This is a genomic window from Acinetobacter sp. YH12252 (assembly GCF_013417365.1).
Lineage (GTDB): Bacteria > Pseudomonadota > Gammaproteobacteria > Pseudomonadales > Moraxellaceae > Acinetobacter > Acinetobacter towneri.
Genome location: NZ_VPEA01000004.1, coordinates 241,176 through 258,142, shown reverse-complemented (window position 1 = coordinate 258,142; position 16,967 = coordinate 241,176). Strand labels below are relative to the sequence as shown.

Sequence of the window (16,967 nt, the reverse complement as noted above, 5' to 3'; positions counted from 1 at the left end):
TGCTAGATGCCAGTTGGACAACACTAAGAACCATGCTCAAGTATAAATGCGAGAACGCAGGGGTATGTTATGAAGAAGTCAATGAAGCCTATACCACCCAAATTTGTTCGTGCTGTGGCTCACGCTCCAGTAGTCCGGAAGGTAGAGCAGGACTTGGAATAAGAGAATGGCAGTGTGTGGAGTGCGGTACGCTCCATGATCGGGATGTAAATTCCGCACTGAATATTCTTGCGCTCGGGCATGAGCGTCTAGCAGTAGGAATCTCCGTCCTTTAGGTCGGGGAGGATGTCAATGATTCATCACGACCTACCTATAAGCAAAACATGATAGATACTTAAAATTTTTTATCTTTGATATTTTTATTAAAATCTAATTTTCCAATCAAAATTACAAAATTATTCGTTTTTACAAATTAAATAAGAATAATTATCCTTTAGCTATCCACACAGAAAACGGTCAAAGCAGCAGAAGGAGTATTCACATGAGCCATATTCAAAAATTTGTCGCCAACAATCAACGCATGTTCAAAAAAACTTTAAGCTACTACATCATGCACATCACCGTGGCGATGGTGGTCGGTTATATAGTCACAGGCAATATTTGGATGGCCATTACCTTAAGTTTGGTCGAACCGACAGTACAAGCTGTTGCGTATTTCATTCACGAGCGGATTTGGGAAAAGAAAGCACAAATGCAAGATTCTAAAATTATCGCTTAATGGTTTTATAGATTCTGCTTGTGAATATTCCATTTCAGTTTGAGATCATCTTGGTTGCAGCCCACGATGATCTTTTTTTATCTCTGCTGTATCTCTACAAGATCATCCCGAATGCATAGTTTAAAAATAAGTAGAATTTGTTTTGATTAATTCTAATTTTTTCTAAATAATAAGCACAGTAATAAAAAATCTTTATGGATGGTGCAAATGAATCTTGCAGCCTTTGAAGCCTTTGTTAAAGTCATGGAAACAGGTTCTATTTCTTTGGCAGCAGATCAGTTATTTATTACCCAACCTGCGGTGACCAAACGTATTCACAGCCTAGAAGACTATTTTGGCGTGAAACTGTTTGAATCAGCAGGTCGTGGAGTGCAAGCCACGCATGCAGCACATTCATTATTACCCAAAGTCAAAAACTGGCTGAATGAACTGGGCGATATTCACCACACCCTCAGTCATGAGCAAGGACAGGTTCAAGGCAAACTGAAAATTGGTACCAGTCATCATATTGGTTTACACCATTTACCCAATCATTTGCGTGAATATGTGCAAGAATTTCCCAACGTCACGCTAGATGTGCATTTTGTCGATTCTGAACAGGCACATGAACAAGTTTTGGCGGGCGATTTAGAACTGGCTTTTCTGACCTTACCGCCTAAATTAGATGAACGTCTGTCTTATGTCACCATTTGGAATGATCCATTGGTGTTTGTGGTTGCGCCTTTTCATCCTCTTGCACATCAGAAAAACCTGCAATTGACCGATTTACTCGCCTACCCAAGTTTGTTGCCTGCCGCGCAAACTTATACCAGTCAAATCACTTTGGCAGAATTTGAAAAGCAAGGCGTCAAACCCAAAGTTACCATGAGCAACAATCCGTTAGAATCAATTCGGATGTTAGTGTCAATTGGTTTGGGATGGTCTGTTTTACCTAAAACGTTGGTCAATCAGGACTTACAACAGTTAGATATTGACTTAGAAATGAACCGTCAATTGGGCATGGTATGGCATCCGGGACGGACGCAATCACGCGCTGTTTTAGAATTGATTGAGATGATGAAACACTAAAAGATTAATGGTTTCTTTTGAATGAAAACACCCTCAAACACGATTGTATTGAGGGTATTTTTTATTGGCTTAATTTAGGCGCAAGTGAAATCTTAACGACTCACCGAATCTTCATGCAAAGATTCATTCAATTGGTCTACCACAATTGCCCATGAACCATCCGATTTCATTTTTTCGACGATAAACTGACGCTGTGCTTCCGTCCAAAATTCTGCCTCGGCAATTGTTGTTTCTGCATTCAATTGATGCGTTTCAATAAATTGCTGAATCGCAGCTTCACTGGCATCCAAACCCAGTTGTTCAAATAAATGTGTCATTCTTGGGCGTACACCACTCATTTTTTCACTCCTGATCATTTTTAATTCTTGTCTTACCTTAGCATGCCTATTCTAAAAATGAATGACATAATCCAACATTGCAATAAATAAAAACAAAAATAAATCAATAAGCTAGTAAAAGCCAGAGTAGCAACACCTCAAAAAAATTCAGACTTAAATTGACCAGTCCTGCACATCCCAACCTTGCTCTTCAGCCAAAGCCTGTAAACGTGCATCAGGATTTACAGCAATGGCGTGATCTGCATATTCCAACAAGAAACGATCATTAATCGAGTCTGAATATGCCCAAGATTCTGTCACTTCACGCCCTGCAAGCCATTGCTCCAAACGCACCAACTTGCCTTGTTGATAACACGCAGTATTAATGACTTTGCCTGTATATTTACCATCGACCACTTCGGCATTGGTGGCAATAATTTCACTAATACCAAACTCACGGAAAATAGGTGCAGTAATAAAGTCAGATGTTGCTGTAATCCCCACCAATTCATGCCCTAATTCTTGATGACGCTGAATAGCTTTAAACCCTTCAGGGCGCATTTGTGGACGAATCACCTTTTGCATAAATAATTCATGCAAATCTGTGAGGTACTGATTGTCGTGCTGGGTTAAAAACTCAAATACAAATTCGTTATATGCAATTGGGTCGAGTTGCCCTGCTTTGTAGTCTTCATAAAACTTGTCGTTCATGGCGCGATGGCGAACAGGATCGACCAAGCCTTCACTTACCAAAAACTCACCCCAAGAATGATCTGAATCAGTATTTAACAAGGTGTGATCGAGATCAAATAGCGCCAATTTCATGAAAATACTCGTAAAAACTGAAATTTAAGAAAAAAATTGTAAATCTATCTCCGCTAGTCGATAGAAATTCGTTAAGATCATAGCAATTTTAACATTATTTACACTTTGCGTTTTCGAGTTGGAGAAAAGAAATCATCATCCCCGAGTGCAAAGTCATAAATTAAACAATATTTAGGTAGCCAAATGATCGACTCAGAAGGTTTCCGACCCAATGTCGGGATCATTTTGGCAAACGAGTTTGGACAAGTTTTATGGGCAAAACGCATTGGTCACAATGCATGGCAATTTCCGCAAGGAGGTATCCAATATGGAGAAACCCCTGAACAGGCACTTTATCGTGAGCTGAGAGAAGAAGTTGGCTTACTGCCCGAACACGTCCAAGTTATCGCGCAAACTAAAGGTTGGCTGCGTTATCGTTTGCCACATCGGTATATACGCACGGATTCGGATCCCGTATGTATTGGTCAAAAACAGAAGTGGTTTTTATTGCAACTGACAGCGTCAGCGCATCATATTCGGCTGAATTTGTCAGATCCACCCGAATTTGATCAATGGCAATGGGTCAGTTACTGGTATCCGCTTGGTCAGGTCGTCAATTTTAAACGTGACGTCTACCGTAAAGCGATGGTGGAGTTGTGCAATCAATTGCCCCTGAAAAAACCTTAAAATTTGCATGAAGATGTAGATTTTTTAGCTTATTGTTATAGGGTCATCTGTGGTGTAAAACTGACCTCAAATCATTGATTGGAATATGGAGTAGCGCGTATGTCGAACATGCAACTGGATACCCTTAGACGCATTGTACAAGAAATCAATGCGTCCACCAGTTTGCATGAATCACTCGATATTATGGTCAATCAGGTCGCAGAAGCCATGCATGTGGATGTCTGCTCTATTTACCTGCTCGATGAACGCAATCAACGCTATTTGCTCATGGCATCAAAGGGTTTAAATCCTGAGGCTGTGGGGCATGTGTCTCTACATACCAGTGAAGGTTTGGTCGGTTTAGTCGGACAACGTGAAGAAATTGTCAACCTAGACGACGCACCTAAACACGAACGCTTCATGTATTTGGCCGAAACAGGCGAGGAAATTTATAATTCTTTCCTTGGCGTGCCTGTCATGTATCGCCGTAAAGTTATGGGCGTTCTTGTGGTGCAAAACAAGGACAAACAAGACTTTTCTGAAGCCGCAGAATCCTTTTTAGTCACACTTTGTGCTCAGCTTTCAGGTGTCATTGCGCATGCGCATGCCGTGGGCAACATTGATGTGTTCCGCAAACCCAACAACCTGCCTGCCTACAAAACCTTTCAGGGCGTATCAGGTTCGGGCGGGATTGCACTGGGTCGTGCGGTAATTCTGTATCCACCTGCAGATTTGGCGGCTGTACCTGATCGTGAAGCTGAAGACATTAGTGAAGAGTTAGAATTACTAGACAACGCACTAGATGCAGTGCGTCAAGAAATTCAGGCACTAGATGACAAAATGCAGGATGCCTTAATGGCAGAAGAACGCGCTTTATTCAGTGTGTTCCTACGCATGTTGGATGAAAATGCCCTGCCTGCAGAAATTAAAGAACTGATTCGTGAAGGTAACTGGGCACAAGGTGCAGTGCGTATTGTAATTGACAATCACATTGCCCTATTTTCGCAAATGGAAGATGACTATTTACGCGAACGTGTTTCTGACCTGAAAGATTTAGGGCGTCGTATTCTCGCCTCTTTACAAGAAGCCGATGCCAGTCACCGTGAACTGACCGATGAAAGTATTTTAATTGGCGAAGAAATTTCCACAGCAGCTTTGGTAGAACTACCTGTCGATAAAATTGCAGCGATTGTTACCACCGAAGGCGCAATGAATTCTCACATGGTCATTGTGGCACGTGCTTTGGGTATTCCAACCGTAGTTGGCGTAACTGAATTGCCCATCAACAGCCTAGACGATGTGGAAATGATTGTAGATGCGCACCAAGGTCGGGTGTTTATCAACCCGCCACGTCGCATGCGGACGCGCTATAAAGAAATTCAAAAAGAAGAAGAACAGATTGCCAAAGACCTCAAGCAATATGAAACCAAAGACGCGATTACCCCTGACGGCGTAGCGGTAAAATTGTATGTCAATACAGGCTTGATGATTGACGTAGTGCGTGGCGTACAACGCGGTGCTAAAGGTGTTGGTTTATATCGTTCTGAAATTCCATTTATGCTACGTGACCGTTTCCCGGGCGAAGAAGAACAGCGTGCTATTTACCGCCAACAGCTCAGTCACTTTGCCAACAAACCTGTGGTGATGCGTACGCTAGATATTGGCGCAGACAAGGACTTGCCGTACTTTTCGATTGAAGAAGAAAACTCAGCCTTGGGTTGGCGCGGGATTCGCTTCACGCTAGATCATCCTGAAATTTTTTCTTCGCAAATTCGTGCCATGCTCAAAGCCAGTATTGGTTTGAATAATCTGCATATTTTGCTGCCAATGATCACCAGTGTCAGCGAGGTTGAAGAAGCCTTGTATTTGCTCGATCGTGACTTGCAAGCAGTGCAGGAAGAAGAACAGGTTAAAATCACCAAACCGAAAATTGGCATTATGGTAGAAGTACCGAGTGTGCTGCTGCAAATTGATGAATTTGCCCCGTTGGTGGATTTTTTCTCGGTAGGATCAAACGATTTAACCCAGTATTTATTGGCAGTGGATCGTAACAATCCGCGTGTGGCCAACGTCTATTCACACTTTCATCCTGCAGTACTGCGCGCCTTAACCCGCTTGGTGAAAGAATGTCATAAATATGACAAGCCTGTGAGCGTTTGTGGCGAAATGGCAGGAGATCCGCTGTCTGCGGTAATTCTGATGGCAATGGGCTTTAATACCCTGTCGATGAGTTCAAGTAATATCTTGCGGGTGCGTAAAGCAATTTGTCATGTACCGATGACCGATGCGCAACATTTATTAGATCAGGCGTTAAAAATGAATAATCCGCTGATGGTGAAAAGTCTGATGGAATATTATTTTAAAACCCATGGCTTGGGCGATATGGTGAAACTAGCGACACGTATCGTATCTCCATAAAACTTAGTTTAAGCCTCAAGCAACACACCATTCACTCCAAAAACAACAAGGGCGATAATCATCGGAATATCGCCCTTGTTTGTGTTTGCTATAGCCTCGTTTGGCATTTTTCTTACGGTCTACAAAAACCTGACTTTTGTTGACCTCGTGCATGTGCTTGGCCACAAAGTTATGCTGAATAAGCTCAGGCTGTTTTTTCTTTGCCATTACGCTGTTCCTTTCGGTTGATCATGGAAATGAGCAGTGTCGCTACTCTTTTAGATGGAGATGTTGAGGGAAAATTCAAGCCAATTGCTTCTGCATAACGTGACTATTCTCTCACCAATGTTCCATATTAAATTGGGAAGCCGATCATACGCTTTTTTGTACATTTTACAAGCGATTTTCACTCAATAGTGCTAAGATAAAAAGAAGGGGAAATAAATTATTGCCGCCACTTTATCAGATTTTTCTGACGGTTATTTTTGAAGGCTATTTTAAAGAACACTCAGCGGCTTTACCCATACAATTATAGCATGAAATTCTAAAAAATTTTATTACTTTGCAAAGACTTAGTAGTTATAAAATCCGCTAGAAAAACTGCAATGATTGGCTAATATGAATATAGAAGATCAGTTTAACAAGACCATTAAAAATAGGAGTCAAATTCATGATTTATGAAGTTTCTGGAGATATTTTACTGAGCGAAGCACGTGCGCTTGCTCACGGTGTTGCCCCTAACGATAACTTTGCAACTGGTTTGGCTTTAAGTCTGCGTGAGCACTGGCCTGCGCTATATAAAGACTTCCGCAACTATTGCCATATTTACCATCCTAAAGCGGGTGAGCAATGGACTTGGGTCAATGCCGAAGGTCAACGCATCGTCAACCTGATGACTCAGGAAGCGGCTTATGACAACGGTTCAAAACCAGGTAAAGCATCGACAGAATACGTCAACCGCACTTTGAAAAACTTAAAACAGTTGATTGAAGAAGAGAAAATTGAAAGCTTGGCATTACCGCGTCTTGCAACAGGTGTAGGCGGTTTAGATTGGGAAGATGTACGTCCACTGATCTACAAACACTTGGAAGATTTGGATATTCCAATTTACATCTACACTCTATATCAAAAGGGTGTAAAAGCTGAAGAGCCTGCGAAATAAGTTTCGCTGAAGCAATCAGCTTTGCTACAAGCGAGCGTGATTGATCACGACTCGACTGCAATATACGGTTCAATTCACCCGTTTGGTTTTACCAAGCGGGTGAATTTTTTGTGCAGAATCAAGTAGCAAGGGATGCTATGCTGAAAATGCACGCTGCAAGATGGATGCAACATCGACCTGTTTAGGTTTAAGCATACCCACCACTTGCCCATGCAATGCACTATAACGCGACTGAATAAAACCTTCTGCCACAAAACTTGGCGCATAACGCAACAACAAAACCGCTTGTGCCAAAATCACCAAACGGCTCACCAAAGCACGTGCCATAAATTGTAAATCGTTGCTGTTCGTGGTCTGCAATAACTGCTGCAAACCATCTAATTCACTGCCCAAAATAGGATGAGTAACGGCAGTGCGAGCAAAATCCTGCAATAACACCTGAATCAGCTCAGGTTCTCGCTGCATAGCGCGTAGTACATCCAGACACATGACATTGCCTGAACCTTCCCAAATGGTATTTACAGGTGCTTCTTTGAAAATACGTGCCATGATGCTGTTATCGACATAACCATTGCCACCAAAAACTTCCATCATCTCACCTGTAAGTTCCACCGCGCGTTTGCAAATCCAGAACTTTGCAGCAGGGGTCATTAAACGCTTCCATGCCAAAGACACAGCATCATCGCTTTCATAACAATGTGCCAAATGAAAACTGAGCTGTACCGCAGCTTCAGTTTCCAAAGCCAAATCTGCCAAGACTGCCTGCATTAATGGCTGATTCGCCAAAGTCTGTCCAAATGCTTGACGTTGTCGAGTATAGGCAAGGCATTGCACCAAGGCTTGACGCAGCATGGCACTACTGCCCACAGCACAGGTTAAACGAGTGTAGTTCGCCATTTCAATAATGGTGGGAATACCGCGCCCTGCTTCGCCAATCATGATGCCCCACGCCTGCTGAAATTCGACTTCAGAACTGGAGTTACTCCGATTTCCCACTTTGTCTTTTAAACGCTGTACCTGAATATTATTTTTTCTGCCATCTTCTAACCAACGCGGTACAAAGAAACAAGCCAAACCATCTTGTTCGGTATTGGCGACCACCAAATGTGCATCACACATTGGTGCAGAGAAAAACCATTTATGACCTGTGAGTAAATAGGCTTGCCCACGTCCTGTCGCTGCGACTGGAACGGCGAGCGTTTGGTTGGCCCGCACATCTGAACCACCCTGCTTTTCGGTCATACCCATGCCCAGCCAAATAGATTTCTTTTGTGAAATCGGCACATCACGCGGGTCATATTCATGCGATAACAGTTTCTCACCCATGCTTGCCCACAACTCAGGTTCACGCTGAATGAGCGGAATGCTGCCTAAAGTCATAGAATTTGGGCATAAATTACCGCACTCAACCTGTCCTGCCAAATAAAAACGACTGGCCCAATCGACCCATTTTGCCGTAGATTGCGGTTGCTTAAATGGATGTGCATGCGTGTCAAACTTACGATTCAGCGCCATCCAGTGATGCCACGCAGGATGAAACTCCACTACATCTTTACGACGTCCACGTGCATCGAAGGCATGTAAAATAGGCGTATGCCGATTGGCTAAATCGGCATAGTGATAATATTCTGCCGATGCTGCAATGTGCCCCAATTCACTCAGTCGGGTCTGATCTTGACTGCCATAACGGGTTAAAATTTCTTGTAAAACCGTATCGGTTTCAAATAAGTTATAGTCTTGTAATTCATCAAACTGATTTTGAATTTGATGGGTCATCCATGTCTGCATTGTGTCACTCCTAGATAAACGCGGTGCTATCATTGCATTCAGTATAGAGAAAAATATGCGCTCAGGTGTTCGGCTTTATTTATGAAAAATTCTGAGGTTCAAGTGCGCCGTAAGCCGCGCCAATCAAGGGCTAAACTGACTCAAGAGGCTTTACAAGAAAGTTTTGTTCGGCTTTTGCATGAACGCTCGGCAGCTGAAATTACCATTCGCGAAATTACCGATTTGGCAGGTGTCGGTTTAGGCACTTTTTATGAATACTTTGCCAAGAAAGAAGATTTACTGGCATTGACGATTCACCTGCAAGTCAAACAGCATGCAGAACACTTAAAAAGTTATGCCCAACAGCAACTTGAGTTATCCACAGTTGTTGAAATAAACCGCTATATTGCAACCATCATTCAGTTTCAGCTTCAGCAAATTCAGGCACAACAATGGCTTTGGGCGCAGACTTTTTTACTGGAACGGCAGGTATCACACATTGAAACTTACCAAAAAAGTTACAGCATGATGCTACAGATGTGGCAACAGATTTTCGCACCTGTCATACACAATGCCGAACAACAACTGCGCCTTGCTTTGAATCTGCATCGCATCAGTTATGGTTTTATTTCGCAAAGTTTATTAATCAATCCACATTATCAAGATTGGGATGCCTTGCACACCGATATTTCATTGGCGATTCAACCGTTTTTAGCAGCAGTTTCAGACATTTAGTGCAGCAAAACTGATTATTTAGTTTACAAAGATCTATCGAATACACCAATCATAAACAATAAATTTATCTATTTGTAAAATTATAAAAATCGTTTTACATTAAAATGGTGAGATTTGAAAAGCTTTCATCTACAAAGCCCGATCTGCATGGTATTGTGGTGTTGTAGTTGATTTTTTAAACAAACAAAACGGTTCATGGCCGCTTGTTTTAGAAGCTAAATTTCTAATACAGCCCACCACATGATGATCACAATAATGGAGAACAATGATGAGCCAAGAGATAAAAAAATGCCCTGTAACGCATTTAACCACCGATGCAGGCGCACCTGTTGTAGATAACCAAAATAGTATGACTGCGGGCGCACGTGGCCCACTTCTTGCCCAAGATTTATGGCTCAATGAAAAGTTGGCAAACTTTGTACGTGAAGTAATTCCTGAGCGTCGTATGCATGCCAAAGGTTCAGGTGCGTTTGGTACGTTTACTGTCACGCACGACATCAGCCAATATACCCGTGCCAAAATTTTCTCTGAAGTTGGCAAAAAAACTGAAATGTTTGCTCGTTTCTCTACCGTTGCAGGTGAGCGTGGCGCTGCCGATGCAGAACGTGACATTCGTGGTTTTGCTTTAAAATTCTATACTGAAGAAGGCAACTGGGATTTAGTCGGTAACAACACACCAGTGTTCTTTTTCCGCGACCCACGTCAATTCCCTGACCTGAATAAAGCGGTAAAGCGTGACCCACGCACCAACCTGCGTAATGCGACCAATAACTGGGATTTCTGGACTTTGCTGCCAGAAGCACTGCACCAAGTCACCATTGTGATGTCGGATCGTGGTATTCCTGTGGGTTATCGTCACATGCATGGTTTTGGTAGCCACACCTATAGTTTTATTAATGCCAATAATGAGCGTTTCTGGGTGAAATTCCACTTCCGCACTCAACAAGGCATTCAAAACCTGACCGATGCAGAAGCAGCAGAATTGATTGGTCGTGACCGTGAAAGCAGCCAGACTGACCTTTACAATGCCATTGAACGCGGTGATTTCCCGAAATGGACGCTGTTCGTGCAAATCATGCCTGAACTGGATGCAGAAAAAGTCCCTTATCACCCATTTGACCTCACCAAAGTTTGGCCGAAAGGTGATTATCCACTGATTGAAGTGGGTGAATTTGAACTGAACCGTAACCCTGAAAACTACTTCCAAGATGTTGAACAGGCTGCCTTTGCACCAAGCAACCTTGTACCAGGAATTAGCTACTCGCCAGATCGCATGTTACAAGCGCGTTTGGTCAACTATGCCGATGCTGCACGTTACCGTGTTGGTGTGAACCATACACAAATTCCAGTGAATGCTGCACGCTGCCCTGTGCACTCAAACCGTCGTGATGGTCAGGGTCGTATGGATGGCAACTATGGCAGCTTGCCACACTATGAACCAAACAGCTTCCATCAATGGCAAGAGCAACCACAATACCGCGAACCACCGCTAAAAATTCGTGGCGATGCAGATTTCTGGGATTATCGTGAAGATGATAGCAACTATTTTAGCCAGCCGCGTGCCTTGTTCAATTTAATGAACCCTGAGCAAAAACAAGCACTGTTTGATAACACGGCACGTGCGATGGGTGATGCTTTAGACTTTATTAAGTATCGTCATATTCGTAACTGTTATGCATGTGACCCTGCTTATGGCGAAGGCGTTGCAGCAGCTTTAGGCATGACCGTTGCCGATGCGCAAGCAGCACGTGCCAGTGACCCTGCACTTGGTCAGCCTGGCGTACTGTAATCTTTGTAGTTAAAGATCAAGTCAGTCTAAACAGCAAGACTTTAAACACCAAAACAAAGCCCCTATTTCGATAGGGGCTTTGTGTTCTATATCTATCATTGCCACTTTTCAGTAGCGTGAAAAGTAGCGTGTCACTTTTATTTAAGGTCAAGTTTTTAAAAGATTAAACAATTAATTTCTTACCCTCACGAATACAATAAAACGGATTCATCAGTTTAGAAGAACGCTTCATGGCTTGATGCAAATCTGCCTCAGGCTGATCACGTCCTTCATCAGTCAATTCAAAGGTTCGATAGTGAATTGCCAATGAACATTTGGAATGTAAGTCTTTATGTGCCTGAAAAGCATCTTCAGGATTCATGTGCATATAACGCATTAAATTGCGGGGTTCATAAGCACCAATCGGCAAAAGTGCCACGCGCGGTGGGCCAATGCGGGTTTGGATTTCTTTAAAGTGTGGCGAGTAACCTGTATCGCCCGCAAAGAAGCAATGATCTTGCCCATGCAAAATAGAAAAACCGCCCCATAACGCCATGTTCTGATCACGTGCGCCACGCCCTGAACCATGTTGTGCAGGGGTGTAGACAATTTTCACTTCTTTAAATAAAGCCGATTGCCACCAGTCCATTTCAATCACATGCAAATCAGGCGGCAAATACCAAGCATTGCCCAAACCTGTATAAATAGGCATGGCAAATTGATGATTCAGCCATTTTAAGGTGGCTAAATCCATGTGGTCATAATGGTTATGGCTCAAGAAGACGGCATGAATGGTCGGTAAATCTTCCAGTGCAATCCCTGCAGGACAGGCACGTTTAGGCCCTCGCCCCTGTTTCGGACTGGCATGCTCTGCCCAGACTGGATCGGTTAAAAAGTTATACGGTCCAATTTGAATCAGCACCGTTGCATGCCCCACAAACCAAACTTGCCAATCATCCAAACTGGCGTGTGGACGTAATTGTGGCAAAGCACTTGGCGCTGTAAAAAATTGCTGTGCTTCTTGTTGCGGATTGACATTCCAACTGTTCGATTTGCGTTTTAGCAACCATTTCAATAAATCAGTTTGGCTGCGCCCCTCAGGACACGCAATCGGATTAAAAAACTGCGCTCCATCATAATGATTTGAAGGCAAAAACTGCAGCTTGGGTTTACGCCAAGTATGCGACCAACAGGCTTCCGTTGGCAGTTGAAAATGCTTTTGTTCCACGTTGTTCATGTAAGCCCAATAATATATAGCGCATCTACCATGATGCTTTTTATCCTGATCTGTTCAGAAAAAAACACAGCTTTGGTTCATGTGTTGACTCTATCACGCATAGTAGCGAAATCAAGCAGGCAATTTCCTTTATGTTTTTGTTGTTTTGAGAAAAAAGTCGTATCGACAGCGGGTTAATGATCGGAAATTTATACCTCAGATAAACGAGGCTTTAGAAAAACCTAAACACGGGTATAGCAATGCGGGCTTAGCGTTTAGCAAAATATTGTTCGCGCCATTCTTTCCAGAAATACATCACAATCCCGAACATCACCACGGCAATGCCAATAAACGCATTCATGCTGATGTGTTCATTATTTAAGGTCGCACCTAAAATTAACGCGATGATGGGAGTCATCACATTACTTAAAGATACGGTTGAGGCATTTAAACGACGAATCAGCCAGAAATAACACAGCATGGCGACAATAGACGACATGATCATGGTAAATACAAAACCAATCATGGCTTGGCTGCTTGGCATTTGAGTCGGGAAATGCGACCAAATAAAGGGAATTAATAACAATGACCCTGCCGATGATACCAATAAAGAACCTGTGGCTTGTGACATCGGCTTTAAAGGAGCATTGATTTGTTTGACCCAAAAAATTGAGCTGATATAGGACAGCATACTGATAAACATCAACACCACGCCCCATGGATTCACTTTGCTGTCGGCAGAGTCTGCAAAGACAAAGCTGAGTCCTGCAATCGCAATTGCCATCCCTGTCCACTGTAAGGCAATCAATTTTTGCGTGCGTAAAATCACATGACCAATCAAGCCTGCGATTAAAGGAGAAAAACCAAAAATCAGTGCCATTAAGCCTGAAGTTAAATAATTGGCGGCCAAGTAAATAAATAGCTGTGCACCAATTAAATTCAGACTACCCGCCAAATAGCTTTTCATTGAGGTGTGATCAAAAGGCAGTGGATCGCGCATGAGTTTAAGCACGCACAGCGCAATCACGGAAGCCCCAAAGTAGCGGATAATCAAAACCCACATTGGATGAATTTCCTGCACACTCCAGACAATCGCCAATGGCGTGGTCGCCCAGATGAGTACCAATAAGGCATAAATACTGGCGGTTACCACAACAGGAGATGTATTCGTATTCATCGCTTGCTCAACATAAAATGGACACTTTTCTTCGGCAGATAAAAAACAGACCCAAGTTGCCTCAGGTCTGTTTTTCATCAGTTCAAGCTTACTTCACCAATTTGCGAAGGTCTTGGCTCACATCTAAATATTTGTCTGCTTCAAAAGCAGCTTGTTTAGCAATCAGCTTTTTCAAGTGACGCATATCTTTGGCTGAGTTGACGGTAATTCCGCCGACAATCACGCCATCGGTCACACCAAACAATACGAATGAAGACTCACTGCGTTTGGAAGCATCCATCTCACCACGCACATGCCATTCTGCTGCTGACATATCTCCTACAAATTGGTAGTTAATGTCGAGTTGATCAGTCCAGAACCAAGCGGGATTGGCTACAGGATGTTCAACGCCCATCACATGACGCGCGAATATGCCTGCTTGCAGGTTGGCATTTTCCCAAGTTTCTACACGACGATGATTGCCACATTCACGCAGTTGTGATGCGACATCGCCCGCAGCATAAATGTCTGGGTTTGAGGTTTGACAGTTTTCATTCACATGCACGGCAAAGTCTGCATCTAAGCCTGCTTCAACTGCCAGTTGTGCGTTTGGAATAATCCCAATACCGTAAATCACCGCATCGGCACGTAGTTCTTCGCCACCTTCTAGGGTCACGACAATTTCTTCACCATCTAGCTTGCAATCTGCAATTTGCGTAGACAGACGTACATCAACTCCTGCCAATAACTGCTGTTGCAGTAAAAACTCACTCAAGATGAGTGGTGATGAACGTCCCATCACCATTGGTCCCATTTCAATGACAGTTACCTGACAGTCTTTAAAACGTGCTGAAGATGCCAACTCTAAACCAATCACACCACCACCAATTAAGATGATGCGACGACCCGCTTGTAATACAGGGACTAAGGCTTGCGAGTCTTCAAGATTACGCAACGTGTAAACGTGTTTACCTAAGGCATCAAAATTTGGCAAGCGACGTGCAGCACCGCCTGTGGCAAGTAACAACTTGTCGTAGGCAATAACCTCACCATTTTGCAATTCAACCGTATGTGCTTCGGCATTGATTTTGCTCACGCCATTGCCACGAATAGTGGTCACACCTAGTTCTGCCAATTTTTCTTCCGACAGAATCTCGATTTTGGTTTCTTCAGGACGCAAAATCACGTCTTTAGACAGCGGTGGACGCTCATAAGGCAAATGTGTTTCATCGCCAATTAAGATGATGTTGCCTGCATATTGATTGCCGCGCAGCTCAAGAATGGCGCTCGCCCCTGCCTGACCTGCACCCACAATCACAATTGTTTCTACACTCATGGGCTTAACCTTTTAACTCGGCAGATACGATGCCAAAGCCCGCAATCCACTCACTAATATCTTCATAGCAATGCGTGGTCATTTCATACGCACCCAGTTCATCTAACGCAGCAAAAGCAGCCATCCACGAACGGACTTCCTGACCACCACGACCACCATCACGACGAATTTCAGCTTCGGTCATGGCTTCCATAGCCACAAAGTCTGCCTGTTTGAATTTTTCAAGCAAGGCAATATCCCACTCAGGGCTGAGCGGCACAGCCACAGAGGTATCACCTGCTGCAAGTTTTTGACCGACTGCAATCACTTTAGCCTGACGTGCATGACGTGCTTCAGGACTCGGATTACGACCTGCAATTAAAAATTCTTCAACTTCAGGCGGTACTGAACCCATTTGCGGTGTTGGTGGATCGTGCGACAAACCACCTGTACCTAAAACAAGAACACGTTCATTTTCAAGATTCAACGACTTGATAAATTGACCCACAGCACGCCCCAAAGCAATGGTACGCTTGGTGGTTGGCATCGGCGCTGCAGCGCCATTAATAAACACGGGAATGGTTGGATAACGATCTAGCTGCCCCTCACACAAAAAGTGTAATGGCTGAGTCACCCCATGGTCGGCCTGCATACGATACGAATATGCAACATCTACACCTTCATCCAACACACGGCGCACCATCGCCAAGGCTTTGTCTTCAGGTACATCAATACGGTTGTTGTCTTTGCCGTAGTCCCAGTCACCCGCAGCCGTAGCACGAATACCGACACAGAAACTTGGCATCAAATCGTAAAAGAAACCGTTGAAATGGTCTGGACCAAAGGTAATGATCAGGGTTGGATCGTATGCTTTGACTTCGGCAGAAAGTTGCTCAAAGGCAGCACGAACTTTTTGTTCTTTAGATTGATCTTGCGGTGTTGCAAATTCCATTAAAGGACTGTGCGATGCACAAATGAGTTTAACGGCCATGAAAGACTCCTAAATAAGGAAGGCAGCCCAGAGAAAGGCTGCCGATTCGTCTATTGAATTTAGACTCAATTTTATTCGTCAAAAAAACCTGCACGTGGTTGACGCAAACCACGAATACCCAAACCACATTCTGCATTGATCAGAACGCCAGTCAGCGCACGGTTATTTTGACGCGATGCCAAGAGCACATACGAACCAGTCATGTCTTCTGGCTCAGGCAAGAAATTCAGCGGCATACCGCGTGCAATTTTTTCAGGGTCACGTGCATCAAGTAAGCCTAGGTTTTCCTGACCTAAAGATGCTGCACCCTTAATATTGACATTCATCGCTGAAGGCGCAACGGCATTGACACGTACTTTGGGTGCCAACTCATAAGCCAACTCTTTCATGATGCCAACACCTGCATGTTTCGATGCAGTGTAAACAGGACCACCGCCTGAAGAATACAGCGCAGAATTGGATAAGGTTAAGATGATAGAACCTTCAGATTTCACCAACTCATCCAGTGCTGCTTTTGCCCCCAAGATTAACGCCTTGGTATTGATGCCCATGATTTCATCAAAGGCTTTTTCAAGCTGCTCACCAGAAGTATTGACGATATCTGCGTAGTGATCCCAAATCCCTGCATTGCCAATAAAGCAATCCAGCTTTCCAAAACGCTCCACAGTGGCCTGCACAGCACGGACATTGTCTGCATAGTTGGCAACATCACCAGCGACTGCCACAATTTGATCACCAAAACGCTCTTTTAAGGCATCAACTTTAGATTGTGAGCGCTGTAACACGCCCACATGCGCACCTTCTTCAAGAAAGCGCTCGACCAAAGCCCAACCTAAACCAGAACCGCCACCTGTAATCAGTGCCACTTCGCCTTTTAGCCAACCCAT

General features: G+C 43.7%; 17 protein-coding genes. 8 read left to right on the top strand and 9 right to left on the bottom strand.

Annotation, left to right across the window (positions count from 1 at the left end):
* The 3 genes from FTV28_RS06300 to FTV28_RS06290 all read left to right on the top strand — a co-directional run.
* Positions 1-275, top strand: a 275-nt coding sequence (locus FTV28_RS06300; protein WP_179989746.1) for a zinc ribbon domain-containing protein, incomplete at its 5' end; no start/stop codon positions are given.
* A gap of 206 nt (positions 276-481) precedes the next feature.
* Entirely contained in the window at positions 482-718 is a 237-nt protein-coding gene (locus FTV28_RS06295; RefSeq protein WP_179989744.1) for a DUF2061 domain-containing protein, read from the top strand.
* Between the two features lie 207 nt (positions 719-925).
* Complete coding sequence (locus tag FTV28_RS06290; protein WP_136144730.1) at positions 926-1,786, top strand: LysR family transcriptional regulator; 861 nt, start codon at positions 926-928, stop codon at positions 1,784-1,786.
* Positions 1,787-1,878: 92 nt separating this feature from the next.
* Here the strand turns inward: FTV28_RS06290 and FTV28_RS06285 are convergent, their stop codons facing one another.
* Both FTV28_RS06285 and FTV28_RS06280 read right to left on the bottom strand, forming a co-directional pair.
* Positions 1,879-2,124, bottom strand: a complete 246-nt coding sequence (locus FTV28_RS06285; protein ID WP_004976087.1) for a DUF2789 family protein — start codon at positions 2,122-2,124, stop codon at positions 1,879-1,881.
* A 153-nt stretch (positions 2,125-2,277) separates the two neighbouring features.
* Positions 2,278-2,928: an HAD family phosphatase gene (locus FTV28_RS06280; RefSeq protein ID WP_070155338.1), complete on the bottom strand. Its 651-nt coding sequence runs from the start codon at positions 2,926-2,928 to the stop codon at positions 2,278-2,280.
* Positions 2,929-3,111: 183 nt separating this feature from the next.
* Between FTV28_RS06280 and FTV28_RS06275 the strand changes: the two genes are divergently transcribed.
* Together FTV28_RS06275 and ptsP are read left to right on the top strand one after the other, a co-directional pair.
* Positions 3,112-3,594 (top strand): RNA pyrophosphohydrolase, encoded by a 483-nt coding sequence (locus FTV28_RS06275; RefSeq protein ID WP_004976084.1) that lies wholly within the window; start codon positions 3,112-3,114, stop codon positions 3,592-3,594.
* A gap of 99 nt (positions 3,595-3,693) precedes the next feature.
* A complete protein-coding gene (gene ptsP, locus FTV28_RS06270) occupies positions 3,694-5,991 on the top strand; it encodes a phosphoenolpyruvate--protein phosphotransferase (protein ID WP_167845752.1) in 2,298 nt (765 codons plus the stop codon).
* Positions 5,992-6,006: 15 nt separating this feature from the next.
* On the opposite strand, the gene FTV28_RS06265 is transcribed toward ptsP, so the two are convergent.
* Entirely contained in the window at positions 6,007-6,198 is a 192-nt protein-coding gene (locus FTV28_RS06265) for a hypothetical protein (RefSeq protein WP_004976081.1), read from the bottom strand.
* Between the two features lie 442 nt (positions 6,199-6,640).
* Here FTV28_RS06265 and FTV28_RS06260 point away from each other — a divergent pair, with 442 nt between their 5' ends.
* The gene (locus tag FTV28_RS06260) at positions 6,641-7,132 is read left to right on the top strand and encodes a macro domain-containing protein (protein ID WP_154321076.1); all 492 of its coding nucleotides are present in this window, start codon (positions 6,641-6,643) and stop codon (positions 7,130-7,132) included.
* Between the two features lie 135 nt (positions 7,133-7,267).
* Here the strand turns inward: FTV28_RS06260 and FTV28_RS06255 are convergent, their stop codons facing one another.
* Positions 7,268-8,920 (bottom strand): acyl-CoA dehydrogenase family protein, encoded by a 1,653-nt coding sequence (locus FTV28_RS06255; RefSeq protein ID WP_178866070.1) that lies wholly within the window; start codon positions 8,918-8,920, stop codon positions 7,268-7,270.
* Between the two features lie 81 nt (positions 8,921-9,001).
* Here FTV28_RS06255 and FTV28_RS06250 point away from each other — a divergent pair, with 81 nt between their 5' ends.
* Positions 9,002-9,634 carry a TetR/AcrR family transcriptional regulator gene (locus FTV28_RS06250; RefSeq protein ID WP_179989742.1) on the top strand — a complete coding sequence of 211 codons (633 nt, stop codon included), beginning with the start codon at positions 9,002-9,004 and terminating at the stop codon, positions 9,632-9,634.
* A gap of 268 nt (positions 9,635-9,902) precedes the next feature.
* Complete coding sequence (locus FTV28_RS06245) at positions 9,903-11,423, top strand: catalase (protein WP_179989740.1); 1,521 nt, start codon at positions 9,903-9,905, stop codon at positions 11,421-11,423.
* A 163-nt stretch (positions 11,424-11,586) separates the two neighbouring features.
* On the opposite strand, the gene FTV28_RS06240 is transcribed toward FTV28_RS06245, so the two are convergent.
* The 5 genes from FTV28_RS06240 to hcaB form a co-directional block, all read right to left on the bottom strand.
* On the bottom strand, positions 11,587-12,639 hold the full coding sequence (locus FTV28_RS06240) for an MBL fold metallo-hydrolase (protein WP_179989738.1): 1,053 nt from the start codon (positions 12,637-12,639) through the stop codon (positions 11,587-11,589).
* Positions 12,640-12,886: 247 nt separating this feature from the next.
* A complete protein-coding gene (locus tag FTV28_RS06235; protein ID WP_096902690.1) occupies positions 12,887-13,795 on the bottom strand; it encodes a DMT family transporter in 909 nt (302 codons plus the stop codon).
* 88 nt (positions 13,796-13,883) lie between these two features.
* Positions 13,884-15,110, bottom strand: coding sequence for a 3-phenylpropionate/cinnamic acid dioxygenase ferredoxin--NAD(+) reductase subunit (gene hcaD / locus FTV28_RS06230; protein ID WP_131261062.1), 1,227 nt, complete (start codon positions 15,108-15,110; stop codon positions 13,884-13,886).
* 4 nt (positions 15,111-15,114) lie between these two features.
* A complete protein-coding gene (locus FTV28_RS06225; RefSeq protein WP_167845747.1) occupies positions 15,115-16,080 on the bottom strand; it encodes a 3-carboxyethylcatechol 2,3-dioxygenase in 966 nt (321 codons plus the stop codon).
* Positions 16,081-16,151: 71 nt separating this feature from the next.
* Complete coding sequence (gene hcaB, locus FTV28_RS06220) at positions 16,152-16,967, bottom strand: 3-phenylpropionate-dihydrodiol/cinnamic acid-dihydrodiol dehydrogenase (RefSeq protein ID WP_004976058.1); 816 nt, start codon at positions 16,965-16,967, stop codon at positions 16,152-16,154.

Coding starts and splice junctions, on each gene's coding strand:
- FTV28_RS06295 (WP_179989744.1), top strand. CDS start 482: ATGAGCCATATTCAAAAATTTGTCGCCAACAATCAACGCATGTTCAAA.
- FTV28_RS06290 (WP_136144730.1), top strand. CDS start 926: ATGAATCTTGCAGCCTTTGAAGCCTTTGTTAAAGTCATGGAAACAGGT.
- FTV28_RS06285 (WP_004976087.1), bottom strand. CDS start 2,124: ATGAGTGGTGTACGCCCAAGAATGACACATTTATTTGAACAACTGGGT.
- FTV28_RS06280 (WP_070155338.1), bottom strand. CDS start 2,928: ATGAAATTGGCGCTATTTGATCTCGATCACACCTTGTTAAATACTGAT.
- FTV28_RS06275 (WP_004976084.1), top strand. CDS start 3,112: ATGATCGACTCAGAAGGTTTCCGACCCAATGTCGGGATCATTTTGGCA.
- ptsP (WP_167845752.1), top strand. CDS start 3,694: ATGTCGAACATGCAACTGGATACCCTTAGACGCATTGTACAAGAAATC.
- FTV28_RS06265 (WP_004976081.1), bottom strand. CDS start 6,198: ATGGCAAAGAAAAAACAGCCTGAGCTTATTCAGCATAACTTTGTGGCC.
- FTV28_RS06260 (WP_154321076.1), top strand. CDS start 6,641: ATGATTTATGAAGTTTCTGGAGATATTTTACTGAGCGAAGCACGTGCG.
- FTV28_RS06255 (WP_178866070.1), bottom strand. CDS start 8,920: ATGCAGACATGGATGACCCATCAAATTCAAAATCAGTTTGATGAATTA.
- FTV28_RS06250 (WP_179989742.1), top strand. CDS start 9,002: ATGAAAAATTCTGAGGTTCAAGTGCGCCGTAAGCCGCGCCAATCAAGG.
- FTV28_RS06245 (WP_179989740.1), top strand. CDS start 9,903: ATGAGCCAAGAGATAAAAAAATGCCCTGTAACGCATTTAACCACCGAT.
- FTV28_RS06240 (WP_179989738.1), bottom strand. CDS start 12,639: ATGAACAACGTGGAACAAAAGCATTTTCAACTGCCAACGGAAGCCTGT.
- FTV28_RS06235 (WP_096902690.1), bottom strand. CDS start 13,795: ATGAATACGAATACATCTCCTGTTGTGGTAACCGCCAGTATTTATGCC.
- hcaD (WP_131261062.1), bottom strand. CDS start 15,110: ATGAGTGTAGAAACAATTGTGATTGTGGGTGCAGGTCAGGCAGGGGCG.
- FTV28_RS06225 (WP_167845747.1), bottom strand. CDS start 16,080: ATGGCCGTTAAACTCATTTGTGCATCGCACAGTCCTTTAATGGAATTT.
- hcaB (WP_004976058.1), bottom strand. CDS start 16,967: ATGGGTTGGCTAAAAGGCGAAGTGGCACTGATTACAGGTGGCGGTTCT.